Origin of the sequence: Streptomyces sp. NPDC091376 (genome assembly GCF_044757085.1) — a bacterium.
Classification (GTDB): domain Bacteria; phylum Actinomycetota; class Actinomycetes; order Streptomycetales; family Streptomycetaceae; genus Streptomyces; species Streptomyces pratisoli.
This window is the reverse complement of the sequence record NZ_JBIVUF010000025.1, coordinates 22,483-49,363: the sequence shown is the minus strand read 5'-3', so window position 1 is coordinate 49,363 and position 26,881 is coordinate 22,483. Positions and strand designations below refer to the sequence as shown.

Sequence of the window (26,881 nt, the reverse complement as noted above, 5' to 3'; positions counted from 1 at the left end):
TCTTTGATGACGGCCGGGCCTTCGAGGGGGCACCGGCGCCGGCCGTGAGCTTGGCTCACGGCAGCTCGAGCCAGGTCGCCGGCGGCGCTGGGTGCGTACCGTACGGCTGGTCCAGGAACCCAGTCCCTCTCTTTCTGTCGGCCCTGCTATCCAAGATCTGGGGGGGGAGCCAGGTGTTCCTGCCTAGGAGGCAGGGCCGCGGAGGAAAAGGCTCGGACGGCCTGACCAGGTGATCGACAGCTGCTCGCGGGCGCGCGTGGCGGAGACGAAGAGTAGAGACTGCTCGCGGCGGAGGTCTGCGGCGTACTGGAGGCGGTCCTCGGTCTCTGGGGTGACAGCGCTGGGCAGCGGCATGTGCTGGGTGCCGGCTCCGACGATGGCGACAGCCCGATACTCGAGTCCCTTGATGCGGTGCATCGTCATGACGTGGACGCCTTCGGCGGGGTCGGGGACGCGGTAGTCCTCGACCTTCACCGCGGCGAGCGTGGTGTCACGCAGTGCCTGAACAGCGCTGTCGGCGATCGCGTGGGTTCGGGCTACGACCGCGATCTCGTGGGGCTTGATCCCTTCCTGCTGCCAGATGTCTACGCGCTTGGCCAGCGCTGTCATCTCTTCGGAGGGGGTGCGATAGCCGGTGGTTTCAGGTCTGGCCCCCGCCAGGACGGAGCGGTATCCGCGCAGCTGCTCCGGGTTTCCGTCGAGGTCGTCGAACTTGGAGTCGCCGAGCAGGTTCAGGGAGGCGGCGAGGATTTGCCGGGTGGTGCGGTAGTTGAGGGTCAGCCGCTTGGAGCGGCCACGGATCTTGATGCCGTGGGCGCTTAGGGACGTCCGGTTGTCGTAGATCCGCTGGTGCGCGTCGCCGACGATGAACAGGTCGTCGTCGCCGTCGGGGACCAGCGCGCGCAGCAGTTTCCAGTGGGCGGCGTGCAGGTCCTGGGCCTCGTCCACGACGATGTGCCGGTACGGCCGCTCTTCGTCGGACCAGCCGGAGGCGATCCGGGCTGCCTGAACGGCGAGCTGGGTGACGCCGGCGGCCTTTTCGCGATCGAGTCTGCGCTCGAATTCCTCGACGAGGGACCAGACCTGGGCGCGTTCGGGGCGGTTGAGGCGTCGTCCGCGCCCGGCGCGGCTGGCGGCGAAGTACTCGTCGCGGCTGCGGATGTCCTGGGCCAGCACGACCTGCTTCCACTCGGCGTCGAGGAAACGGCCGTCGAAGCGGGGCGTCTGGTGCTCCTGGGAGAGTTCGATCCAGCGGTTGAGGATCTCGCCGTCCTTGAGCCTGCTGGGCGCTTCCGCGCCGAAGGTCTCCTTAACGGTGCCGTAGGCGACCTTGTCGATGTTCCGTACGTCGACCTTGGCGAGCAGTTGGGCGCCGCCGAGGTCCTTGAGCATGGACTTGAGCAGGTTGGCCAGGTTGGTCGTAAAGGTGGTGAGCAGGATGGCCTGGCCGGCGGGCAGGCGTTCGGCGAGGGCCTTGACGCGGTGCAGCGCCACGACGGTCTTGCCTGTTCCGGGGCCTCCGGTGACGCGGACGGAGCCCTTGTAGGGGGTCTTTCGCTCAGCCAGCGCCCGCTGTGCCGGGTGCAGGAAGATCCGCCAGGCGGACAGGGGCTCGGTGAGGATCCGCCCGAACTCGGCGAAGTCGCCGGTGACCACGAAAGCTTCCTTGGTGGCGGGGCGTTCGATCGCGGCCTCATAGTCCTGGGTGTCGACTTCGTCAGCGGTGGCCGCCAGGGAACTGACCTGTTCCCAGACCTCTTCGACGGACATGCCGTCAGCGAGGCACAGGATCACGTCGCGAGCCAGCTTGGGCAGGGTCTCGACGATGCCGAGGACCGCGTCCTCGCTGCGGATCTCGCGGAGCGCCGGAACGATAGAGGTGTGGACGCCCAGTCGTTCGAAGTCAGCGTCGGAGACACTGGCGAATAGCGACGGGGTGTCGGGCGCGGTGTCGGCGGCCTTCGGCTGTCCGCTGAGCGTGCCGTAGAGGCTGCCGAGATTGATCAGCTCGATGCCGCCGGTGACCTTGTTGATGTCGAAGAGGATGTTCGCGGCGAAGTCATAGGCGTCGTCGTGCGGCAGCACAGCGACCAGGTAGTAGATGCGGTCGGCGTAGTGCATGAGCACGGCCCGGTAGTTGTCCGTGACGCGTGCGGTGCGGACCCTCTTGTCCTTGGCGCCTTTCGGCGGCTTCAGGTTGAGGCCGTTGGAGTCCGGGTCGCGCTGCATCTTCATGATGAACTGCAGCACCTGCGGCTGGACGGAGCCGTCCAGCGCGTCATAGGACTTTCCGAAGACGTCCGCCATGATCACCTTGGCGCCGGACATCAGTTCCCCTCCAACTTCTTGATGAGCTCAGTTACATTCACGGCGCCGGCTCTCGCGACATACCATCCGTCGCGCGCGAAGAGGGCGTCTCGCTGCTCGTCCAGGTCGATGAAGACGGCGACCTTCCTGTCTGGCCAGGCGAGTTCGGCCTGGATCGCCTGGTCTCCGTACTCGAAGCCGATTTCCGGCACTTCGATGCGTCCATTGCGGGCTTGCTTGACGAGAGCGCGCAGGACGTCCTCGACCTGGGACGAGGCCCATTCGATCGCTTCGGTCCATGCCTGGGGCAGCGCCTGCTGGGCCCCTGCCTCCGTGGGCAGCGCACTGGTCAGCAGAGCCACAGTGTGCGGATCGACCTGGTCACTGGTGGACACTGCGACCTGGTGGAAGGAACGGGGGAGTTCGTCGCCGTCGGCGGGCTGCAGGAACTGCAGCAGGTTCGACCAGCGCAGCCAGTCCGTCCAGCGGTCCTTGTGCTCGTTGTCTGCGATGGCTTCGGCCCGGTCGTCGAGCACGGCCAGTGCGGACCATGCCCGCATGTCCGGTTGCTTGCTGCGCGGCTCGGGGCGGCGGTCCAGCAGGCCGATGATCCGCGTCTGGCCGGTGGTGCGGGCGTCGAACGCGACAGCCTCTGCGGCCGAGGCGGAGGCCGACAGGTTCGCGCCTCGCAGTACGTCGGGAAGCGCTCGTCCAGTCTCCTCGCGGTCCACCGGCTGCGGGCGCGCCGCTGCTCCGAAGCCGCCCAGCAGGCCGGCCGCCCGTCGAGCCCACTTGGCCCAGTCAGGGTCGGCGAGGAACTCCAGCATGGTCTCGACCGGGTTGCGAAGCACCGGGTCGAGGGTGTCGTCGGGGCGGGCCTGGCCAACCAGGCTCTGGTGGATCTGCCGGGCGAGCTGGAGTGCGGTATCCGTGTGAAGCGGCCGGGCAGGGGCACGAACCTGCCGGCCTTCCGGCGCGCCGCTGACTCCCGCTGCCCACGTCATGACGTCGTCCCAGGTCAGCTGCCATACCAGCACCCCGTCCGCTCGGAGGGCCGCTCGCTTGGCGGCGTCGTCGGCGATGCGGTTGACCCTCTCGCTCGCGTGGAAGGCGAAGCCGTCGAGGAAGACCGCGACCCGTTCCGCGCGGCCGTCAGTGCGCTCCAAGAGGAAGTCGGGTTCGCTGGGCACGGAGGTGTTCATCCGTACGTGGTCCCGCATGCGCCAGCGCGTGGCCGCATCACCGCGGGTGAAACGGAGTTCGTGTTCCACTCCGCCTTGGCCGGCCTTGGCGGCGACCGATCCGTCCTCCTCGTCCCGGCGGCCCCAGGTGATGAGGGTGCGGACGAACCGGTCCTCCAGTTCGCTGTCGACGAGCTGGTCGATGCGTACGCCAGAGAGAGTGTCGACGGCTTCGACCGCCCAGTCCTTGAGGATCTCGTCCAGGAGATCCTTCGCGATGCGCAGCGAGACGTGCGGGTGTTCGCTGCTGGATACGAAGGGGAGCAGGCAGCGGTGGCAGGGGGTGCGCTGCTCCTCCTTCTGGCAGGGGCAGTCCCGTAGCGCTGTTTGTGCGAGGGTCAGGACGCGGTGCAGCACTGTTGCGTCCGCCAGGTGTTCCAGGTAGCCGGTGCCGCCGGGCATCGAGTCGTGCAGGACGAGGAACCGTCGTCGCAGTTCCTGGCTGTCGCCGGGCATGCTGTCGGTGATCACACGGATGTGGTCGGGAGCGCCGCCGAAGTGCTTGGTGATGCCCAGGAGCAGGGCCGCCTTGAAGGAGATGAGGCGGTCGGCGAGGTCCATCGTAGAGACGGGCAGCAGGATGCGCAGTGCCTGGGTGGTGAGCTCGTGGGCGAGCAGCAGCTTCTCTGTCGGCTCGTGGGCGACGCCGTCGTCGCGGTGTGAGCACCAGTACGCGTGGCGGGTGCCGATCCGCTGGGCCGAGGGGTCCCACGCCTGCGGGTGGGTGCCGCGCACACCTCCGCATTCCAGGCATGTCTCGAAGCCGGAGACCTGGACGTCTTCGCCGCGGATCGCGTGGGTCGACCCGGGTGCGGTTGATGGTCCGAGGTTGATCGTGCGGATCGTCGCCACGCGGGCGAACTCGACGCCGAAGGGCAGGCCGCTGCCAGAGCGGCGCCACGCCCTCAGCCCTTGCGGCTGGTCCTTGTCGATGTCGACGAGCGTGATCACGTCGAACTGTTTGCGCTCGCGTTCGTCCCGCTCGTCGGTCAGCCGGGCGTCTTCGCGTCGCTCGCGGGCGAGGACCCGCTCGGGCACCAGCACCTTGTGTACGGCCCCCGGGTCGGCGATCTGCGGTGCCTTGCAGCGCGGGCAGGCGGTGATGTCAAGCCCGGTTTCCTCGGTGGCCACGAATCCGCATTCGGGGCAGAACCGCCACAGGGCGTACGCGTTCTCGCCGCCGCCGACACCGGTGCCGAGGTCCACGGTGCTGACGATGAACTTGTAGCCGTCGCTGTGGAAGACGTTGCCGGGGGCAAGTTCGGTCAGCGCGAGCCGGGAGCCGCGGCCGTAGTCGGTCGAGCTCTCGTCGAACTCCCCGTCGCTGCCCTTCCACCACAAGGTGGCGTCTAGGACGGTCGCGTCGTCGTGGAGGGTGTAGTTGGGCAGCAGGCCAAGCCGCACCAGGGCGTTGATCGAGTTCTCCGAGACGAGGGCGTCCCGGCGCTTGCGTACCGTCCGCTGCTCGGCGAAGAGCTGGCGCCGCTGCTTGTCGCGTTCGGGATCACCGGAAGCGGTCGCCAGCGCGTCGAAGGCCCGGCCGATCTGCCGCATCCTCGAGCGCAGGGCAGCCACTCGCTTGTTCCACGCGCTGGCCGCGGCTCCGACGGCTTCCTCCAGGCCCTGGGCGGCGAAGTGCTGGACACCCTGGGCCGCGGCCGGGGTCATCGCGGGGAACAGAGCGATGAACGCGGCGGACAGCTGGGCATGGCGGGTGCCCGCGACATCGAGAAAACGCCTGAACCAGCCGTCCTCGGCCAGGCCATGTCCGAAGAGCTCGCCGATGCGCGGCGGCATGGGGCGTTCAGGGATCGCCGTGCCTTCCCACAGGCTGCGGTCCGCGGCGCGGTCGAAGAGGAAGGCCAGGTACTGGCGGCGCAGGATCTCCGAGGCGTCCAAGTAACAGTCCGGCGGGATGATCCGGCCCGCCAGCATCTGCTCCGGAACGTGCAAGTAGTAGTGGCTTCGGGCGCCTCGCGGTACGAAGGTGACGGTGAGCGAGTTGCCGGTGCTGCGGCCCGCCCGGCCGATCCGCTGCGCGTAGTTGGCAGGTGCGGGCGGCATGGAGGCGAGAAGGACGGCAGACAAGTCGCCGATGTCGATGCCGAGTTCAAGGGTGGGCGTGCAGGTGAGAACGTTCGGGTCGAAGGCCGAGGCCCGGTTCTTGAAGGCAGCTTCGACATGCTCACGCCGCTCGCGGCTGAGCGCGCCGGTGTGTTCAGCGGTCAGTACGTCGCCCGGACGGTCGATGGTGTACAAGTGCCGGTAGTAGTCGGCGGTGTAGTCGCGGTCGTCCTCCACGAAGTGGCCCGAGCAGTGGAAACGCAGGCACGCGGTGCCCAGCCAGTCCGAGCGGCGGTTCGGTGGCACGGTCTGCCGCCAGGTGCAGGTGTCGCAGCGCACCCCGCACGCGTTCACGCCGTCTTCTCCGCCTGGTGCGGCAGCGTCGTCGATGCGGTGTATGAGGACGTTGCGGGGCCTGAGCGCGTAGACGAGCGCGCCGCCCTCTGCGTGGTAGGTGGCCAGGATGTCACGCTGGGCGAGGAGCTTCATGGCGAGCTCGGCGACCGCGCGTGCCTCGCGCCGGTCGCAGCCCAGCGAACGGTGGCCCCAATCGGCGAACCAGGTGTTGTCGCGGGTCAGGGAGTCGAAGCCGGTGGTGCGGGTGCCGCCCGATACCGGGAATGCGGGGGCGGCGAGGCCCCTGGGGAAGGCAGGCATGCCGGTGGGACGGCCGCCCCAGACCGGCCAGCGCCTTGCGCCGGCCTGCCGGATGTACTCCTGCAGCCAGGGGTGATACAGAGCCCCGCGCAGGCGGAGTCGCTCGGCCAACCCGCGCACGAATACCGCGTACGCCTCGTCGTCTGGAGGCAGTGAAATCTGCCCGGGCAGGCGCTGGTGCCGCTCCCGCAGTTCGGCGCAGAGTGCGGGCAGATCCTTGAGGTCGACCTCCGCGGCAGCGGTTCGGGTCAGCTCCAGGGTGCGGCCCAGGCGGGAGCGCAGACCGAACTCCATGAGGGTCTGGAAGACCATGCGGCTCTGCAGCATGTCCGCGCCGGCATCACTGAAGTTCTCTGTTTCGTCGAGGAGCGTGAGGATGTCCGGGTTCTCTCGCACATCGGGCGGGACGATGGAGGCGAGTTCGCTGCGCTTGCCCGCGCCTGCGGCCGTAACGACAGCCTCGGCGGCGTCAGCAGCGAGATCATGTACTGCGACAGGCCGGCCCGCGGTGAGGTGCTTGGTCAGCAGACCGCGGAAGGTGAAGCCGAAACTGCGGTTGGCGATGAACGCGGCGCGGTGGGTGGCGTCCTGCACCGAGTCGGTGAACACGAGCAGCTTCCGCTCGTCGCCGGCGAGTCCCCGGTCGGAGAACAGCTGCGTGGTGGTGACCGAGGCGAGAGTGGCGGTGCCGGCGCCGAGGAAGCGCATGCCGTCGTCGAGACCACACGCGGGACACTCCTCGTCAGGGGCCACAGGCAACGGTCCATGGGGCGTGATGACCGCGACCGTGTCCTCGGTCGGGTTGGTCGTCAGCCGCTCATTTTCGGCGTGCAGGTGCAGTACGGGGTACTCGTCCGGGCGAGCCCGCAGCATCCAGCGCACGGACCGCTTCTTCTGCGCTGAAGCCTTATAGATCTCCAGGGTGTTCGTCTTGAGCTGCTGCCACTCCAGTTCCGTGGACAACGCAGCCCAGCCAGACCGCCCGCAATGACGGCAGTACACGGCAGGAAGATGCCGCCGATAGGGCGGCCCTACAGGACGACGCGACGCATCGGTCCGCTCCCCGCCCTCCCCGGCGCTGTCAACCTCCGCTGGCTGATAGATGGCGAGGTTGGCGGGGTTCGGCCGGGAGTCTCCGGTCGGCCCGTCATCGTCGTACCAGCGGAAGTGGGGCTCGGCAGTCGCCGCACGGATGACGCGGCGGACCTCACGCACCCAAAGCTGAGCCTCAACCCGCAGGAAAGGACCGGGCTTTCCCGTCACCGGGTGCGGGCTGCGGGCGTGCGAGATCAGTGCGAGGATCCGCGCGAAGGCGAGCTCGACAAGCCGAGGATCGCTGCGCCCTGCCTCATCCCAGGCTGGTCCGCCGCCGCGCTGGGCGAACTCGCGGGCGATGTCGGGGATGGTGACCGGGCTGTTCCCGGCGACGTCGAGGATCGCCTTGACCAGGATGTGCTGCTTGAGCTTGGCGCCGATCTGAACCGGATCGCTGAGGGGTTGGCCGAGCATGAGCCGGGCCAGGTCTACGAGCGCCGCCTCGTCGTCCAGGGGGTCGGGCAGCGCCGCCAGAGCCGCGGGGGCCGGCGAGGGGAGCAGGAAGTCGGGGTCGGTGACGACCTCTCCGGGCAGTAGCCGGTTCTCGCCGATGAGCGCGGCGTCGGGAAACGGTGTCCCGAAGACCTTCTCCGCGAACTCACGCAGCAGCTCCCGATCGGACCTCTCAGGCCCGTCCAGGGCAAGGGACGAGGAGCCGCTGGGCATTCCCCCGCCGAGCGTCGCCGACGTCGCCACGGGTGTGATGTCGCCGAGGGGGCGGCCCTCGCGGGCTGCCCCGGTGGCTGCGCCGAGGCGGCGCAACAGCATCGCCACGTCGGTGCCCTGGGCGCCGTCGTAGGTGTGGAACTCATCGAGGACGACGAAGGCGAGGGAGTCTGTTTTCCAGAGCGGCGCATCCGGAACGCGCTGGAGCAGCAGGTCCAGCATCTTGTAGTTGGTGAGCAGGATGTCCGGCGGATCGGCGCGGATCGCGTCCCGATCAGTGATCAGGTGCTTGATGGTGGGATCGCCGACGAGAGACGTCGCACCGGTATCGCGACCGTACGAGCCGGGCTCGTTCTCGTCCTCGTCCGACGCCGAACGCGGGCCGGAGGCACCACCGATGTAGATGCCGGCGGTGACGTCCTTCAGCGCCGCCTCGGTACCGAGGAAGTCATCGATACGGCGCGCCTGGTCATCGGCCAAAGCGTTCATGGGGTACAGCAGCAGGGCCTTGACACCCCGCTGTCCTGCGGCGCGAGCACGAGCGCAGTGGTCCAGGATCGGTACGAGGAACGACTCGGTTTTACCGGACCCGGTACCGGTGGTGACGATCGTCGGCTCCGGCTGACGCCCCCCCTTCGAGGACAGCCGCTGCCAGGCCGCAGCCTGGTGCGTATACGGCGTGAAGTCCTTCGGGCACCAGTCGAGCGCGGCCTCCCAGCCTGAGCCTGCCTCCCGGAAGGGAGTGCGCACACGCAGATACGGCCCCCGGAACAGCCGGCTCTCCGGCCGCTCCAGGAACGCGTCGAGCTCATCGCGTACGTCGTCATCGGCGAGAGCGAAGCTCGTCGTCAGGTAGGTGGCGAGGGCGCGGCGAAGGTCCTCGGCGACCAGAGAGGGCAGCATGACGGCGTCTTACCTGCTTTCTGCCGAGACGTCGGCGAGGGCCTGATCGGCTTGGGCCGAGCCGAGGAGGTTGCCGTGATCTCCGTGCTCGGCGGCGTAGGCGGCGTAGTCGCCGTACTCGCCGGCAAGCAGCCGCGCGGTGAAGTCCGCATGGGCCTGGGTCATCTCGGCCTCGCGGTCAGGCTTCACCCAGTCCTCGGGCACCTCGGGCGTTGGGTCACCCGCGCGCGCGGCCTTAGCCCAAGCACGCACGAGGTTTGTTTCAGCGACACTCTGTCGCACGCCAACATTATTCTTCTGAGCACCGATCTTGCGCCCATCCCGAGAAAAGAAAGTCTCCCATTCATACATTCGCAGCACACGAAACCGCGAAGTGTACATTGCGCACAACTGGCGAGCTGAAATTCCGAGCATGATCGCGACCAGGGCGTCGATCTCGACTGTAGCCGCCCGCCGGTCCTGCTCCGTACGAAGTGGCAGGGAGCTGCTCCATACAGACTCCACATCCCCTATGAAGGTCTGCCTTCCCTGCCATGATGCCCACCGGTCGGATCGCCACGACTCGTCGTGCAACTCCTCCCAGAGGGGAGCGTATGATTTCGTCAAACAATTGAGCCTGAGGGTTCGCAACAAAAGTGGCGACACGAGAGGGTGTGACAGAGGGAAGGGGAAGCGTCGAATCGTCTCGATCCTAACGTCGCCCTTTTCCAGCGCTTTCACTAGATAGTCAAAAGGCAAGCTCGCAAAGAAGCCCGCCGCAATCGCTGTGCCTCTATTCGATGCTAGGGCAAGCGTATTCACCAAGTCGATATGGTCTGGGCCGGGAGGAATCAGGGAAGCTTCGAGCGTGCGTTCGGTGGCAACGTCGACCCTTCGTCTCCAGATGGTTCGCCATCTGGCCACCGAAGGCTCCCCATTCCAGTACTTCGATACCCTGCGATCGTCGTCGGCTGGAATGCAGTACTGAAAGTTAGTCCGGGGTACCAGATTGTCTGGCAATGAGAGGGCGTCAAGTGCCGACCAGTCCGCCTTACCAGTACAGCCTTCATTTGGCTGTTTGGTAAACGGTGTCGCAACCGTGAAGTGCGGACCTTGAAGGATAACCTCGCGCAGGCTTTGAGGTGTCCGCGTCACCTGCTCCAGGATCCCATCCCGCTCTGCGTCCTTCTCGCGCCATCCCTCTGCGCTATAAAGCGCCGTGCTATCGCCCAAGCGGTTCGACTGTTCAGAGATGGCGGCAAGAGCTCCGAGTTCACCCGTGGTCAGTGGCCTGAAGAGTTTCGCCTCCAAAGGGTTAATTCCCGGCTCGTCAAGAACATCGGCGAACACCCTGAGCAGCTGCTCATTGATGGGGATGATGCGATGAGAATGTGGGCGCAAGTCCGGCTCGCCTGTCACGAAACTGCGCCCCGGAACTTCTCCTGAACCGTCGTGTTTGAGCGACAAGTCCAGCATGTCCGTGGATCGCATATTTGTCGCCAGAAGGAATGACGGATTTTCCTGGCTGGGTCCGTAGCAGCTAATGCAGAAGGACTGGCTGGGGCTCTCAACGCCGTCAAACCACTCCCTTGCGTGAGGGAATCCAGCGTGAAGCCTAAGTCGAAGGTATGTTTCCCTCCGGAGGTAACCGCCACTCTTGTCGCTCATATGTGTCTCAGGGTGAAGAAGCGCAGCCCTGCCTCTCGGCCCGAGAGATCGCCACACTCTCTGCATGAAGTTTCTGTAGAAATTTGTCTGCAGTCCGGCGAGGACCGGCCACTCGATAGTGGAACCCAGGAAGTCGCTACCGCCGGCCCAGGAATTGAGGTCGCCGAGATAAAGGCGAAGTGCTTCGTTTTGTGAAAGGATCTGAGTGCGGCGCAGTGCTCGATTTTCTTGAGGCGCCTTTTCGGTCAACCCGAACCACGGATCGTGCTCAGCAAGAGCCAAATCATCATCCCAGATCGGACGATGCCATGGAGGGTTGCCGACTTGCAGATCAAACCCTCCACGATCGAAGACCTGACTGAACTCCAGCTCCCAGTGGAAGAACCCTTCCCTACGGCTAATCGCATCGACCTCGCCCAGCCATGGAAAGCGAAGCATTACCGTCGGCATATCCACGCACTGGCTTAGGGTGCGGTCCAACTCATCGTCCATGGCCAGCTGCTCGAAGTCGCCAGTGTCTGCGAACAGCCCGAACTCGTCGTCCAGCCCGGCGCCAGCGCCTCGCTTGGTCGACTTGACCTTGGCCTTGGCTGGAGGCACACCGAGGACAGCCTCACAGAACTCCAGCCACTCCTCGAATGTCGGAGGTTCCGGGGTGTTGGGCTGGCCTACGGGCCAGAACCAGAGGGCGCACCAGGCGTCCATGACCAGCCTCAGGCGTCCCAGCGGGGCGCCCGGCTGCTGGAGTGCCTGCTCAACCTGTTCGCGTGAGACCGCGCCCGAGGACCGCGGCAAGGGCCGCTCCCGGTCGACTTCCCAGACGTCGATGTCGCGACGGACTTCGGCCTCCGACACGACAAGTCGGCGCTTGGCCAGTTCCCACAGCCGCTCAACGCGCGTCGCGAGCGCCAGCAGTCGCTTCGACTGCGTGACCGACGGCGTGGCCGTGACTTTCTTGCGCCACTCCGTGAGTCGGTCGCGTTCGTCCCGCACAAGCTCCTTGGCCTGATTGGCATCCGCAACCGCGCCCCAGCCCTTAGCCGGAAGCAGGAAATGGTGGACATCCTCGCTGGCGCGGAAGGCGGCCCCTTCGGCGCCCTCGCGAAGAGGTCGGTCGGTCGGCACTGTGGCCAACCATGTCTTTCGCTTCAACGCCTCCTTGTCGTACACCGCGCGGCGAGCACCGATGAGCGAGTTGCCACGACGCAGGTGGAGGCCGAACCAGGGGGCCTTGAGGCCCTCGTGCATCGCGTTGAGCCACAGCGACACCTCGGCCAGCTCGACTGCGGTGTGGTTGAGGTCCACGCCGTAGCAGTTGTGGAGGGCCAGGTACGCCTTGACCTTCTGCAGCTCTGCCTCGTACTGGTCCGGCGGCAGCTGCATGTCCTGGCCGCGCTCGATTGAGAGCTCATTCATACGGCGGCGCAGGTACTCGGCGGCGAGCTGGTTGATGGCCTCGTTGAGGAACGCTCCCGAACCGAGGGCCGGCTCGCACACCACCAGGTCCAGGATGTCGCGAGCCTTCGTGATCTCGCCATCCTGGTCGAGCAGCTCGGCCAGCGCGTGCTTGACCGTGCTACGGGTGAGCACCTCGGGGGTGTAGTACGAGGCGGAGCGCTGTCGCTCGCGGCCGGAGAGGCGGTAGACGAAGGAGCCCTTCTTGTGCTCGACTCGCCTGGGTACGCCCGTGATCTCGTCGGGGCGCTTGACGAAGACTTCGTCGTCGTAGTTGTCGGCTTCGCGCTGGGGGATGACCCATGTGCCGGCCAGCCCGTCCGTGTCCGGCTTGGCTACCTCGTACAGGTCTTCGGAGGCGAAGAAACCGGTGTACGACATCAGGCCCTCGTACACCGCGCCGAGTTGGTTGATGCCGAGCTGGGCGTAGGAGATGAAGCCCTTGCCGGTGCCGTGGCTGAGCATGAGGCGGTTCAGCACCCGCCACAGCACCTTGTTGCGCAGCCGGGTGTCGACGCGCTGGCCGTCGATGCGTACCGATCCGATCAGTGGCGTGGCATTCGCGTGGAACAGGTCACTGCGCAGGGACTCGAAGCGGATGCCGTCCGCGTCCAATCCGGTGTCGCTCGACTCCATCTCTTCCAGTGTGCGGTGTCCCTGGTCGACGAGACGGAACAGCAGATCCAGCGACTCGTGGAAGTGGAAGCCGTCTTGCGCCTCGTCCGGAAGGTCGTACGAGACGAGTTCACCAAGTCGGCCGAGTCCGTATCCGTCTTGGTAGGCTTCGTCCTTGCTGGGCAGGATGCCCAATTCCGGTCGGGCTTCCGCGTACAACAGGAACAGAATGCGGTACAGGTAGCGCAGTGATTCTCGGGTGAGCCGGTTGGCGAGTTCGGTGCTGCCGCCGAGTTCGGAGGGGTCGGCGTCCTGGTCGTGGACGCGGTCCAGGATCTCCTGGGCGATCAGCTCGACGGACTGTCGCAGGCCCTCCCGCAGCTCTTTGGAGACGCCGACGGCGTGTTTGCGACCCTTGTCGACGAGGCTGTCCAGGAATCCGGCGGCTCCGCCTTCTGTCAGCAGGGACTCCGCGCCGAACAGGGCCGAGACGGCTTCCAGTTCGCCGCCGTCGGCGGCCAGGTTGCGGTCAAGCGCGGCGTCGATGCTGACGCCCAGGAATCGGCCCTCGTGCCACGCGGTGCGGTCGGCGAGGAGCGCGGCACCGCCGGCGAGCAGGAGTACGAACCTGGGCGCGTAGGCGTCCTCGCTGCCGAAGAGGAAGGTGACGGCGTCCGCCGCGCTGGTGATCTCGTTTCTGCCGTCGAGGGCGATGGCGGCGAGGAGCTGCGCGCCGCCGTCTTCGACGTCGGAGGTGACGAGTTCGGCGTCTGTGCTCCAGGTGACGTCCAGCGCGATCAGCTCGACACCCCCAGGCCCCTTCACCGCGAAAGCGACGGGGACTTCTCTGGGTTTGTCGCTGTGCATGACCTCGAAGACGCCCCGCCGGATCCTGGTGTGGGTGTCGTCCTCGCGCTCTGGAGGCTCGTCTCCACGGTGGATGTAGGCGAGGGCTGCGAGCAGAGCGTCGTTGAGCTTGCGCAGCTCGGATCCGCCGAAGTCGTCTTTCTCGGTGATGCGGACCTTGGCCTTGAAGTAGTCGCGGCTCAGGTTCCTCACGCCGGAGCGGGATGTGGGCGCTCCGGCCCGGTCCGCTGCAGTCCAGTGCTTGCGCAGGTCAGCGAGGTCCTTGGCGAAGAGCTCGGCGAGGTAGTGGGCGGAGATGTACTCACCGCGGTTGATGATCGCTTCGAATGCCACGGTGGTCACGCACCCTTCTGTTCACTGGCTGCGGCGGGGGCGAGGATCCCGATCACGCGGATCATCGGGTCGCCCTGGGTGGCGAGCTGCTCGATCAGCTGCTCGACTTCTATTGCGGTGGTCTCCACCCGCTGTTCCTCATGCTCGCGTCGGATGCCGAGGGTGAGCTGCTCGAAGGTCGACTGGCTCGCCTTGCGCCAGGCAGCAAGGCGCTTCTCGTACTCAGCCAGTTGCTCGATCAGCGGTTCTTCCTGGCTGCTACGTAGTGTGAGCAGGTGCTGCCGCGTGGCCTCGACCGCCCGTGGCACCAGGGCGCGCAGGGCATCGATGTCCCCGGCGAAGGGCCGGTTGAGCATTTTGGGCTTCACGCCGGCGCGCTCCAGGACACCGACCAGATCGTCATCGAATTCGGGGGTGCCGCGTTCCAGCCCGGTCACGCAAGACCAGGCGAGGACTGTCGGGTGGCCCTTGGCGTTGGAGTACATGCCTTGCATTAGGAACACCGGCGCAGGGACGTCGGCCGTGATGACGGGCGCGGCGTTGCGGGTAAGCCGGACTAGGACCTTGTCGGTAAGCCACTCCACCACCGGGTGCTGGTCGGTGAGGTAACTGACGTCGGGCCAGCCAGAGGTCTCGCGCCGCTCCTGCTTCGTGATCGAGCCCTTGGCCCTCTCTCCGCTGCGCTCGCGGGCGCGGTCCAGGCGCTGCTGAGCGAACCCGGGATCGAAGGTGACCCTGAGCTTGTCGAGCACACCACGCTCGTCCAGGTAGGTCTGCGGGAGGACGAGGAGGCGCCGCTGCAGTTCACGGTCCGGGGCGAAAGAGAGCATCTCGGGGTAGTCCTTGTCCCACGCCTTCCCGATCTTCTCCTCGGGGTTGCCGTAAACCTCGTCGAGTGCCTCCTCGACGAAAGCCCGTGTCGAGGCGAACAACTGCGGTACGCGGTAGTGGGCGCCTGACCCGTCGACGGTGTGGTGGGCCATGAAGAGGTTGAAGGGGTCGATCGGCTGTTCGGGGACGATCTCGTCGAGCATTCTCCCGTCCGCGAGTCCCGACTTGATCGCGGTCTCCTCCGCCTCCTCGTCACGCAGCCCGAGGATGGAGGCGGCCTCACCGAGCGTGCGGTGGACCTCGTCCTCGCGCTCCAGCAGCCGCCGGGAGACCAGTCGGTCCGCGGAGGGCACATCTGGGTCCTCGTCCTGGCGGACCAGGAGCAAGGCGCGGACCTCTGGGGACGTCTGCTGGCCGTATCGGTCGATACGGCCGTTGCGCTGCTCGATGGTGATCAATGACCAAGGCAGGTCGTAGTGGATCATCTGGTGGCACTGGCGATGCAGGTTGACGCCCTCAGACGCGATGTCACCCGTGAGCAGGACACGCAGCTCACTGTCCGCCAGGCCGAAGTCCTTGACGGTCCGCTGCTGCTCGTCATCGGGCAGGCCACCATGCAGCTGGCGGATAGCCCCGCGCCCCTTCTCCTCGCTCACGTCGAAGCCGAGCTCACCGGGCAGGAAGTCATGGAGCATCTGCAAGGTGGCCCGGCGCTCGGAGAAGACGACGACGCGCTTGTCGGACCCCGGCCCGATCCCCAGGCCCTTCAGCTCGTCGACCAGGCGGCGGAACTTCGCCGCGTCCTCCACAGTCGCCTCGCCGGCGAGCTGGCCCAGCCGCGTCAGCGCCGATCGCTCTTCGGCCCGCTGCGCACCCCTTTCCGGGTGCTTCTGTGCCTCCTCGTCGATGCGCTCGATCCGATTCTCCACCGTCTCGGCCAACGCCTTATGCGAGGAGAGGAAGGCTTTCAGGAGCGTATACGGGAACAGCCGGGCACCCTTGCCGCTCACCGGAGCCGACTGGCCCGCTGCTGGCCTGATCCAGACGTCGTACAGCTCCTCGAAGATCTTCTGTTCGGTGAGGTTCGCGACGCAGTCGAAGGCCACGGGCGGCTTGCGGGTGGCCCACTTGTGGCCGATCTCCGCCGAGACGTCGGGGGACATCTTGTGCCGGCGGACGTACAGGTGGTCGAGCTGGGTCTCGTCGTAGTCGCTGGTGTCGGGGATGGCGGTCGGGTCGAGCAGGCTCAGCAGCTCACCGAACGACTCGCGCTGACCGTTGTGGGGTGTGGCGCTGGCCAGGATCAGGGCATCGGTCCTTGGGGCAAGCAGCCCTGCGAGCCGGTTGTTCTTGGTCCCGGTGTTGATCAGCTTGTGTGACTCGTCGATGACGACGGCGTCCCAGTTGACCTGCATGAGGTGGCTGCGCCAGCGGTCAGAGCGCAGGGTGTCGATGGAGATGATGGCGCGCTTGTAGTACGAGAAGGGATTGCGGCCGGCCGGGATGTTCTGGCGGATGCGCTCGATGCCGGTCGAGTCCAGGCGTACGAGGGGGATCGCGAAACGCGTCCACAGCTCGTGCTGGAACTGCTCCAGGATGTGCTTGGGGGTGACGACGAGGATGCGCTCGCCCCTGCCCCGGCGGATGAGTTCCGACAGCAGCAGCCCGATCTCCAGGGTCTTGCCCAGTCCGACGGCGTCGGCGATGAGCAGCCTCGGGCGCAGGCCGCGCAGCGCCGCCCTAGCAGGCTCGCGCTGGTAGGCGAGGTTGTCGAGGAGGTGTGTACCGACGGTGGCGAGCCGCTGTTCGGACAGCGGCAGCGGGGTCTTGCGGATCAGTGCATCGATGAAGAGCCGGGAGCGGCGGCACTCCGGGGAGTCGTCGACGACAAGGTCGGTGTCCTCGGGCCGCAGAGGGGTGACCTGGTCCAGGGAGTCGTGGGCGAAGAAGACAGCTCGCTGGTCGCGTACGAGAGGGGAGATGCCGCGGACATCCAGGCGCGTGCCGTCGTGTGAGGTCTTGGACACCTCGACGACCAGCCAGTCCTCGTCCCGTGCACGGACCTGCATGCCCGCGGCGAATTTGGCTGTGCCTGGGGCGCTGGTCACCGGGTTCTCTCCTTCAATCACTGTTGAACTGCCTCGTCGTGCTCTACTGCCTGTCCCGCTGTGCACCCGGCGGAATCAGCCGCCGAAGTCAGACCGCCGGTCGCGGATCTTTCCGCGCCAACGGTCAGCCCATGGCGCGCCCCCGCCACTGGACGCGCTTGCGACGGCGGGCTCCGCCGGCGATACCTCGTCCCCGAGCTCCGGACTCGCAAGACCCTCCTGAGCCGACACTGGCTCGGGAGGATCCGGCGGCACCGGAGGCGCACCTTCCACCTGCAGGACGTCCGTGAGGAACGCACCAGGCAGTGGCGGATACAGCGGACCACTGACGGGCACGGCGTGCTCTAGCAGCCGGTCCATGGCTGCCTCCAGCACACTGTGGGCGGTCGGCCGGTCCTCCGGAGCGTAGGACAAGGCACTGACAACCAGCCCTCGCAGGCTCTCGGGCAACCCCGAGAGATCGGGCGGAACGTCCAATATCCGCTGTACCGGAATATCGGCGTAAAACGGGGGGTGCCCAGTCGCCGCATGCACGAGTGTCGCGCCCAGGCTGTATACGTCCGCGGCTTCACTCGCCTTGCGGGAGTCCATGGCCTGCTCCGGTGCCATGTAGACGAGAGTGCCGACCGGCGCGTCGCCGGAGGTGAGGCCGGTCGCACCTCCGACATGGCAGACACCGAAGTCGATCACGCGAGTGCCCTGTGTGGTGACCAGCACATTGCTGGGCTTCAGGTCGCGGTGGAGGAGCCGGACAGAGTGGATGTGAATCAGAGCATCGGACAGACTCGCGGCCAGCCACCACGCCCCAAGCTCACTCACCGCGCCATGCTGGTTCAGCAGTACATCGAGCGAGGGCGCGTGGACGTACTCGGTGGCGATCCAGGGCTGCTCCGCGTCCGGGTCAGCGTCCACGAGCGCCGCGGTGTGGAATCCACCGACGCGCCTGATCGCCTCCAGCTCCTGGGCGAACCGCTGGCGGAAGTACGGCTGGTCTGCCAGGGCAGGTTTGATGACCTTGATCGCCACGGGGCGGGGACTGCGGTATCCGAGGTAGACGACGCCCATCGCGCCTTGGCCGAGACGCTGGGCCAGCCGGAAGCCCGCGATCTCTCGGGGGTCGTTCTCCCGCAGCGGCTCGAACACCATCGCCCCCGTTCCGCGACCGGGCAGATGAAGGCGAAATGCGCCGGACGCGATGCGTCACACGTCAACAACGCTGAGGTTATCAGTGGCACGAGCTACTTCTTGTGCCTCGCTGGATCTCCCCTGTGACTCATATGACCAATCGGCCAGGAGGGTGTCGGTGACTGCCTCCTCATAGACAGCGCGGTTCTCCCTTTCCATGGCCTCGGCGAGCTCTGGCTCCCAGCAAGTGTCCTGCCGCTTTCCGCTCAGCCGGACGTGATCGCTGTCGGCGCGAACACCACTGAGGTAGTCCGCAGTGCTCATACGCCAGGGTTTGGCCTGATAGCGGGTACGGAGCTGATTCGTCATATCGATGCCGGGCCAGTCGAAGTCCCCGTGGTAGAGCAAGGTGCCGCCGGCTTCGACGATCAACCGGGCCAGCCGGTGAAAGGCAGTCGAGGGACGGCCCTCGGCGCAGATCAGCGGCGGGCTGCTGGCGCCGAGCTCACCGGCGGCCCGACGGAGCACGGCCGGGTTCTCGCAGATGTACACCGTTGGCAGGTTCACGATGATCGGCAGGGTGATGAGCTGGTGGAGGGTGATGTGGAAGGGGGTGCCGTAGCGGGCGGCGTCGGTGAGCCACTGACCCAGCCCTTGTCCGGTCGCGGGGAGGTTGAGGACGAGGACGCGGCTGGCGAGGTCGTCGACGATGACGTCGAAGGCGTCCCACAGCTCGCGCCGGGTCTCGGCTCCTGATCCGAGTGGGATTCCGCGTGCCATGGCCAGGGCCCGCAGGACCAGCGTCGGCAGAGAGCCCCGGCCGGGGTTGAGGGCCTTGGTGTCTCCTGCGGTGGCGTCAGCCAGGGCGGGCAGCATGACCGGTGGCGAGCTGCTGGGTCGGTTGTTGAGGTATTCCAGGACGCGGATGGCCTGGCTGAGGAGGTGGGTGTCCTTCTTGTTGATCAGCCCGGTGATTGTGCCGTCGGATGCGAGGTCGGCCAGCCATTGCCGGTACCAGGGGTGCTCCGTGTGCAGCGGGCTGGCCTCGCCCTCGGCCAGGATCTTCTGCCGGGCCTGATCGAGTGTGGTCCGCTCATCGGCGCGGAAGCGCAGCTCCGGGCCGATCCGTTCCAGGACATCGCGGAGCGACATGCCCGCGACGTTGCGGACACTTTCCTCCAGGGCCGAGAGGGGGATGGTGATGTGGCGGACGTCGGCCGAGCGATAGGTGCCGGTGATGCCGATGACGGCGTTGCGTTCGGCAGCGGTCGGGTTGGTCAGGCCGATCGAGCCCTTGACCTCGCCGCCGTTGCGCTCGAGCGAGCGCCGGGCAGCGGCCAGGAGCCGGCGAAACTCGGGGCCCCGGTAGCGCTCGTATGCCTCTGCTGACGTGGTCATTCTGATTCCTCGACATCGTTCATCGGTTCGTCCTCGGGGACGTCGGCGAGCAGTCCTGCCTGCGTGGGCACGTGGCGACGGGGTGTGAAGCCGAGGAGTTCGGCGGCCAGGTCGTCGGATCCGGGGAATTCGAGGTCATCGAGGATTTGTTCGCCGTCCCAGACGAGCAGCATGGCGGAGACGGTGTGGGATGCCTCGTCATGCTTCATGTCGTAGTGCGAGATCTGCGGCACGTCGGGGTACGTGATCCACAGGTCGTAGCCGGTCATGAAGAGGTCGAGGTCGAACTTGGCGGTGAGGGCGAGAAGGTCGGGGCGGTACTTCTCGTCGATGCCGGCGAATGCCTCGTCGAGGGCGATCAGCCGCGGGCAGGTGGGGTACGCGGAGCTGTACTGCGCGTGGGCGGCCGCGAAGAGCGGCAGGTGGATGGAGGCGGACTTCTCGCCGCCGGACATCACGCTGTGCTTGGCCTTGGTGAGCAGTTCCCCCTTCTTCCGCTCCGCCTCGCTCATGCCCGGCCGGAACAGACGGAGTTCGAACCTGCGCCAGGCGCGATAGTCCAGGACCTCGGCGATCACCTGCTGGTAGCTCCTCTTCTTATCGGCAGCGGCCTTGGCGCGGATCTGGCTGCGCAGGTGGGAGCGGAGTTCGGCCAGGCCGGCCGGTCCAAGACCGGAGGCGTCCTTGTCGAGCAGTTTGTTGACGGCCTGCTGAGAGTCGGTGAGCGCGTCGGAGACGACCCAGTTGATGCCCACCGTCGTACCGGAGGACATCGGCTTGGACCGGGTGTCAGCGTCCATGCTCTTAACAAGGTCGCGGGCGGCGACGGTGCGGTCGTGGATCTGCTGGGCCAGCCCCGTCAGGAGTCCGTCTTCCAGGACGGTGCGTTCCTTGTCTTCCAGTAGCACACTCTGATCGGCGAGCTGTTCGGCCAGGCGGCGGGCGAAGTCCGCTACGGGGGCGGGTCCTTCGCTGTCGGTGACCCGGGCCAGGATGATGTCGCCGACCGGTTCCCACTCGAAGAGGTAGCCCTGATCGGATTCCAGCAGGGCTGACTCCAGCGTGGTGATCGCGGTGGAGATCTTGGTCGTGACGGTCTTCAGGAGGCTCGCGGTGATCGGGCGACCAGCGGTCGCCTCGTCGAGCGCGTTGATCAAGGAGGCGACGGATGCAGGTACGACGCTTCGGGCGGCCTCCACGCCTGTGAGAGAGGTACCGGGCGAGGCGAGGCTGTCCATAAGGGCCTTGACTGCTTGCTCGGGACTCGGCCACATGTCGTGCGGCAGCCAGACGGTCTCGGCCTTCGCTTCGAGGAGGCCAAGAAGGTCGGGCCGGGCGTACGGCTCGAGCGTGAGCGTGGTGCGGACCTGCTCGGCCACGGCCGTGGCCAGTGCTGTACGGCCGAACTCCAGGGCATGGTCAGCCTTCAGAAGCCGGTCTCGCTGCTCTTCCGCGTCCTTTTTCGCACGGTCGTATGTCTTCTGTGCCTCGGCGAGCTGCTCCTGAGCGTCCGCGATCTGCTGCAGAAGCTCCTGCAGAGGGGCTTCGAGAGTCGCTTCCTGGGTGCGCAGGCGCACCTCATGAACGGCGAACTCGTCCTTGCGCGCCTGGAGCGCCTCAGCCTGCTCTGAGCAGGACTCGGTCTGCGCTTCGATGATCTCCCTGCGGCCGGCGATGTCGCGCTCGGCGGCATCGGCCTGCTCGCGGCAGGTGGAGAGCGCGTTGCCGGCGTTGGCGAAGTCGTCGATGGCCTGGGCGATGCTGTCCAGTTCCTCGCGAAGGGTGGGCAGTCGTGTGGCCGTGGCGGCATGCCGAAGCTGCCGGTTCTTCTCATGGGCGCGGGCGATCGCCCCGTCGAGCCGCTTGCGGGCTTCGGTGAGGCGGCGGCGGGCGCTGGCGACCTTCTCCGCCACCACGGCCACCTCGCCCACCACTTGGGTGATCGGCTGGGTTCGGGGGAGCTCACGCCGGGCGCGGTCGAAGTCGTCGAATGCTTCTTGCGCGTACCGTTGCCGCTCTTCGATGCCGCCGAGCTGAGCGTCCAGGGCGGCGATGGATTCTTCGAGAAGGAGCAGCCGTTCCCGCCGACGCGCGGCTCGCGCGGTGGCCCCGATGTACTCCGGCTGAGCCTTGGGATGAGCACCGGTCTGGACGCCGAGGCAGAAGTGCGAACCGGTGGTGACCGAGGGAGCGGACAGCGCGTCGTCGGCCGCTGGGGCGTCCTCTGTAACGGCGATGGACGCCAGGACATCCCGCACGGCCGCAGCGTCGACGAGCTGCTGGTCTTCGACGACCAGTACATCGGCCAGGGTCCGTCCGGTGGGCCGCTGAGAGTGAGGCAACGGGCGCAGATAGGCGTCGGCGACCTTGTCGTGCAGGGCCTGGTCGGTCAGCGCGGGGTCGGGGTGCAGCCAGGCAGTGAGCAGGCCGGCCGCGTACAGGGCGCCCTCCACCGCAGCCGCGTGATCGTCGGGAACGTCCTCGGCGAACCGCACAAGCTGCCACAACGGGGCACCGGGCCGCTCATCGCGGCTGGCGGGGCGCAGGTCACTGGGCGGGGGCGCGTCGTCGCCCTCCGCTGCCACGGCGTCGCGCTCTTCCCGCCTGGCTCGCAGCGCGTCCGCGATGTCGCTGTGCTCCCGCTTCAAGGTCTCGACGCGGGTCAGAGCACTGGTGCGTCGCTGGTCGGTGAGGGAACGAAAGCCCTCTGGCAGCGAGGCCGCTTCGGGTTCCCCCACCGCGGCGACGGCCGCACGCAGCACGTCACCGTCGCCGGCGACCAAGACCGCGGTGTCGTCAATGCCGCTCCAGCGGCTGATGAATTCCTCCAGCTCTTGGTCGGCCGTGGCGCGGACGATCTCGAGCTTCTCAGTTACTGCGGCGGACTGCCGCTCGGTCTCGGTCAGCTCACCGCTCGCCGCGTCAGCGTGCTGCTGCTCGCGTTCCTGGTCTTTTGCGGCGTCCTCGGACGCGCTGAGGTGGGCGCGTACGTCCTCCACTTCGCTGCGACGCGCGGCTACCCGACCCGCCACGTCCGTGTCCAGATCGGCACCGAGATCCAGCGTGTCGTCGTCGTGCAGGATGCCGCAGCGGCGTGCCGCGTCCACGAGACTGTGGGTGTGCCGGGAAGCGGCCATGTGTAGTTCATCGTTGCGCAGGAGAGCGCGCTCAGCCTCCCGCTTGAGGGCGGCCAAGCTCTCCTGGGCCCGGTTGAGGTGGCGGCCACTCTCGGCGATGCCCTGGCGCTCGTTGCGTACGCGGTCGCGCAGCTCCTTGAGCCCGTCCTGCTGCTTGATGGCGTCGTGGTTTTTGTACTCGGCCAGGCGAGCGCCGATCTCGTTGCACCGGCGATCGGAGGTATCCCGCTCGTGCTGTGCTGTGGCCAGCTGCCGCTCGGCGGTGCGGCGGTTCTCCGCCGCTTCCATGATCGTCTCGCACTGGGCGGCCGTGTCCTGGATGCGCTCGGTGACGTGGTCGACGCGGTCACGGGCGTGAGCGCGCAGGTAACTGGTGTATTCCCGCAGGAAGTTTCGGACTGCGGTATCCGCCCCTGTCAGGGCGTTGAGGAGCGCTTGGATCTCGGCGAGGTTCTCGAAGTCGCGAGCGGCCTGTAGGACGAGGGCCTCGTCGACGGGGCGCAGTCCGGCGGTAAGGGTGTCGGACAGCTTGACCGGGTCGAGGTCCTTGGCCAGCAGAGGGCGCCGCAGCTGGAGCAGAAGGTTGACCAGCTGGCTGTAGCGTTCGCGGCCCAGCCCGAACAGCCGGTCATCGATCGCCTCCCGGTACGCCTCCGCCGTAGCGTAGGTGGCTCCTTCGCCCAGCAGCTTCTTCAGGGCGTTCTCCCGCAGCGGGCGCGAGGCGGTGTCCAGCAGGCCGAAGTCGATGCCGACTCGGCCGTGGGTGACGAAGAAGAAGCGGGCCGGCGTGGACATCAGCTTGGTCACCCGCATGCCGATCCCTACGGTGACGGCTTCGAGGACCTCACCGTCCGGTCCGGTGCGGGCGAATTCCATCCACACATAGCCGTATGCGGACTCCTGCCCTTTGTAGAGCAGGTTCGACTTCATGGTGCGCTCCTCGCCGCTGAACGGATCGAGACGCCTCGCGTCGAGGACACCGTCCAGGACCAAGGGGAAGAGAACCTCCAGGGCCTTGGTCTTGCCGGAACCGTTGTGCCCGCGCAGGACCAGGCGGCCGTCGGCGAAGACGAACTCCTCGTCGGTGTAGTCCCATAGGCCGATCACTCCGGCGCGGGTGGGCTTGAAGCGAACCTCCGACTGGTCAGCGGTACGGGAGTGAGGGATGAGCGTCATCGAGAGGTTTCCTCAGCGGGGAAGTCAAGAGCGAACTGGCCGTCGTGCGCGGGGCGCGGTAGGACGGCGGTGATATTGCGGTAGCGGCCGGCCGCAGGCCGGACCAGAATCCCGCCGGGGACGATGTGGACCAGGCGCAGGTCCGCCAGGAGCGCGACCGCCTCCGCCAGCAGCCCGCCGGGATCGGCCTGCCATTTGTTGGTGAAGGACGAGGGGCCGAAATCCTCATAGAGCTCGGTGATCATCTGCTCCAGCGTGCCGTGTTCCACGAAAGGCAAGCCCGTCTGCCCCTCACGCTCCGGGGCGTCCGGATCGGCTTCGGCCGCGTGCTCGCCAGCGTCCGCGTGCGGGTCGTGCGCCAAGGCTTCGAGCGTGCCCGCCTGCGGCAGGGCCATATCGATGCGGCTGAGCAGGTCCGCGTGTGCCTCCCCTGGATCGGCGGGCAGGAGGTACTGCAGGCTGCTGGCCCGGTCCGGGTCTTCCCGCAGGTCCGCGATCTTCGCGAGCATCAGCCCGGCAGTCCGGTTGACGGCTCCGCCGCGGCCCGGGAACCGCTTGTCCGTAAAGTGCCCTGTCGTGTCGACGAGCATCATCCCCTCGGCCCGGCGCTCGACAGGCAACCCGGTCAGCCGTGCGATGTCCTCGGCCAGGGTGGGCTGGCGCAGCGCTGTCGCGGTCTCCGCGTCGGTATCGCTGAAGTAGACCACCGGGTACTCGATCAGCAGCCGACGGGCTCGCTGGGCAGCAAAGCGCCGACGGGGGTCCCGCCCGGTGCCAGCGGTCGGAGTGTCCAACAGCCCAGCAACGCTGACCAGGTGCTGCAGCGGCTTGTTCGGCCGGAAAAGCGCCGCGCAGGTGTCGTGGTCGATGTCGAACAACGCGTCCCCCCGGTCGTGGTCACGGGCCCAGTCCTCCATGGAGCCATCGGAGATCCGCAGCGCACCCCGATCGACGAGCCAGTCCATCACGTCAACGACCGCGTCCTTGTGGCCCGGTGCGGTCGCATCGAAGCCCAAGTGCTCGATCGCGTTCGCTGACGGCGTGAGCAGTTTGACGAGATCGGCGAGATTGATCTCGATGCGTGACCTGTGCAGGCAGGCCAGGATCAGGCAGAGGTAGGCCAGCCGCCGCCGGTCGAACGGTCTTTTGCTCTTCACCGTGAGGAACGCCTGGCTGGCGTCGAAGGCGTCCAGCCGCCGCAGCAGCCGTGCGTGACGGGCGCTGGTCTGCAAGGAGTAGCCGAACAGGTCACGGAAATCCCTGGCCAGTTCGTCGGCCCATTGCAGCACCAGCGCAAGCGCCTTGGCCCGCGGGTAGCTCTCGGTGACGACGCCCTGCAGCAGCATGAGCCGGGCCGCTTGCTGGTACGAGCCGAGGTCCGCGGTCTCCACGGAGGCGGCTACGCGATGGGCGGGCATCAGGATTTCTCCGTTCGGTGTCGGCGCATCGCACCATGGGGCTTGATCTCCAGGGCGAAGCCGGGCAGGTGCAGCGTGCCGGTCTCGGTCCGCAGCCGGCTGCCGTGCTCGTTCGGAACCAGGCGCAGCGTCAGGGCGTCGCTGCTGCCGGTGCCGGAGCGCAGTCGGCCCGCGACGACCGTTCGCACCTGCAGGGCACGGGTCAGCAGCTTGAGCACGGCTCGGGTCTCCGCCTCGTTCAGCACCCGGTCGTGCGGCCCATGGTCCAGAAGATCCTTCGCGGCCTCCCGGTCCGCAGCCCGATCCGCCAACTGCTGCTCACGCAGCCGGGCATGGGCGCCACGGCGCGTGCGGACTGGTTGCGGGCCGCCCGGTGCCGGCCGCTTGCCATGCCGGAACAGGCTGATGCTGATCTCCACTCCGGGCGCATCCCACCAAGTCGTCCGCGGTGAGATCTGGTCATCGTCGTCGTGGGCACCCGACAGATGCCGCACCGAGCGCAGGTCGAAGGCTGCGGACACCAGCGCGTTCGCTGCCTGCTCATCCGGCGCAGCCGCCGCCCAGGCGGCAAGATGCCGGAGCTGGGTGGTCCGGCTCACCCCTCCTCGACGTGACTCCGTCACCTGCCGCAGCAGGGCGATGACACCGGAGATGGCGGTGCGGGTAGCGCCTTGCAGATGGGCGGCCTTGGTCTCCACAGGGCCGTCCGCCAGGAACCACTGGCGCAGCCCCATCCAGCGCCGCCGCCAGTCCTCGCGTCGCGCGGCCGGGCGCATCATCGGCCGTTCATCCACTGCGGCGGCCCGCTCCAGCAGGGTCTCCACCCCGCTGTCTTCCACCTCGTACACTGCCTCGGCCAGCCGGGGCGCGTAGCGCTCCAGTTCCGCTGTGAACTCACTCATGTGCGCCAGCAGCGCGTGCTTGTAGCGCAGGAACGTCTCGGGAGAGACGTCCGTCGTGCGCGCCACGTCGTTCAGGGTCAGATAGAAACGCGCCGCCCTTTGAGTCAAGTCCTCCAGCACGCTGTCGAGGCGTGCGAGCTTGCGGTACACCTCATCCCCGTCGCCCTCCCGGTTCGCGGTCGCCAGCGCCTTGAAGTCTGTCAAGATGTCGGCGAAGACCAGCCGCGACAGGTTCGCATCCTGTACGCGGGAGCCGATGACCTCCTCCACTGCGCGGTAGACGCGGTAGCCGATCTCCGTGAACTGGTAGACCGATTGCCGGTTCCGGTACGCAGCAAGGTTGCCGCATCGCAAGGGATCTTCCACTCGGTAGAGGACCTGCTCGTCGTCCGAGGAGAGGTTGTCGAGCATGCCCCGCAGATTCAGGTCCGCGGCGGACGGTACTTCGTCGCGCTCTGTGGCGAGATCGTTCAGCGCGTTCGCAACGTCGTCAGGGTGAACCTGCAACTGGTGTACGGCACGTAGCACGTTCATCGCCCGCAGCACCCACAGATATGCGACAGGATCCTCGCGCTGCGTGAAGTTGAACAGTCGCAGGCGGTCGCCCACCGTCAATGAATCAAGATCGAATGACTCGGAGACTCCCGAATCATCACGTTGTAGCACCTGTGCTCCCTCGGGTCCGCTGCACACTGCGTCCTACCCTGGCAGGTGCCACTGACATGCGTTCCATGCGCGGGAAGTTGCGACTTTCGCTAGCAAGCCGTGTACGTGAGGCCCGGGACGTGAGTTGGCTGGAGGCTCACCATCGCTTCGCGTTGCGCCGATTGCTCTCGGGGAGACGAGTGAGCGATGGGACGCTGACATCGATCCCTGCTGGAAGCAGTACCACTTTCAATTGCGTCGCCTTCTGCGGCGGTAGTGCGGAGCCCTGAG

At 67.0% G+C, this 26,881-nt stretch carries 9 protein-coding genes; all 9 read right to left on the bottom strand.

Going from position 1 to position 26,881, the window contains the following annotated elements; genetic code table 11:
- Positions 1 to 183: 183 nt before the first annotated feature.
- On the bottom strand, positions 184 to 2,328 hold the full coding sequence (locus ACIQMR_RS34235) for a UvrD-helicase domain-containing protein (RefSeq protein WP_401395842.1): 2,145 nt from the start codon (positions 2,326 to 2,328) through the stop codon (positions 184 to 186).
- Entirely contained in the window at positions 2,328 to 8,933 is a 6,606-nt protein-coding gene (locus ACIQMR_RS34230) for a DEAD/DEAH box helicase (protein WP_401395839.1), read from the bottom strand. The genes ACIQMR_RS34235 and ACIQMR_RS34230 overlap by 1 nt, the downstream gene beginning before the upstream one ends.
- Positions 8,934 to 8,942: 9 nt before the next feature.
- Positions 8,943 to 13,859, bottom strand: a complete 4,917-nt coding sequence (locus ACIQMR_RS34225; protein ID WP_401395836.1) for a type II restriction endonuclease subunit M — start codon at positions 13,857 to 13,859, stop codon at positions 8,943 to 8,945.
- Positions 13,856 to 16,789 carry a DEAD/DEAH box helicase gene (locus tag ACIQMR_RS34220; protein WP_401395834.1) on the bottom strand — a complete coding sequence of 978 codons (2,934 nt, stop codon included), beginning with the start codon at positions 16,787 to 16,789 and terminating at the stop codon, positions 13,856 to 13,858. Before ACIQMR_RS34220 ends, ACIQMR_RS34225 begins: the two co-directional genes overlap by 4 nt.
- Positions 16,790 to 16,864: 75 nt before the next feature.
- Entirely contained in the window at positions 16,865 to 17,935 is a 1,071-nt protein-coding gene (locus ACIQMR_RS34215) for a serine/threonine-protein kinase (protein WP_401395831.1), read from the bottom strand.
- A gap of 54 nt (positions 17,936 to 17,989) precedes the next feature.
- On the bottom strand, positions 17,990 to 19,312 hold the full coding sequence (locus tag ACIQMR_RS34210) for a TIGR02679 family protein (protein ID WP_401395828.1): 1,323 nt from the start codon (positions 19,310 to 19,312) through the stop codon (positions 17,990 to 17,992).
- Positions 19,309 to 23,625, bottom strand: coding sequence for a TIGR02680 family protein (locus tag ACIQMR_RS34205; protein WP_401395825.1), 4,317 nt, complete (start codon positions 23,623 to 23,625; stop codon positions 19,309 to 19,311). The genes ACIQMR_RS34210 and ACIQMR_RS34205 overlap by 4 nt, the downstream gene beginning before the upstream one ends.
- Complete coding sequence (locus ACIQMR_RS34200; RefSeq protein ID WP_401395822.1) at positions 23,622 to 25,043, bottom strand: DUF2398 family protein; 1,422 nt, start codon at positions 25,041 to 25,043, stop codon at positions 23,622 to 23,624. The genes ACIQMR_RS34205 and ACIQMR_RS34200 overlap by 4 nt, the downstream gene beginning before the upstream one ends.
- Positions 25,043 to 26,611: a TIGR02677 family protein gene (locus tag ACIQMR_RS34195; RefSeq protein ID WP_401395819.1), complete on the bottom strand. Its 1,569-nt coding sequence runs from the start codon at positions 26,609 to 26,611 to the stop codon at positions 25,043 to 25,045. The genes ACIQMR_RS34200 and ACIQMR_RS34195 overlap by 1 nt, the downstream gene beginning before the upstream one ends.
- Positions 26,612 to 26,881 lie beyond the last annotated feature (270 nt).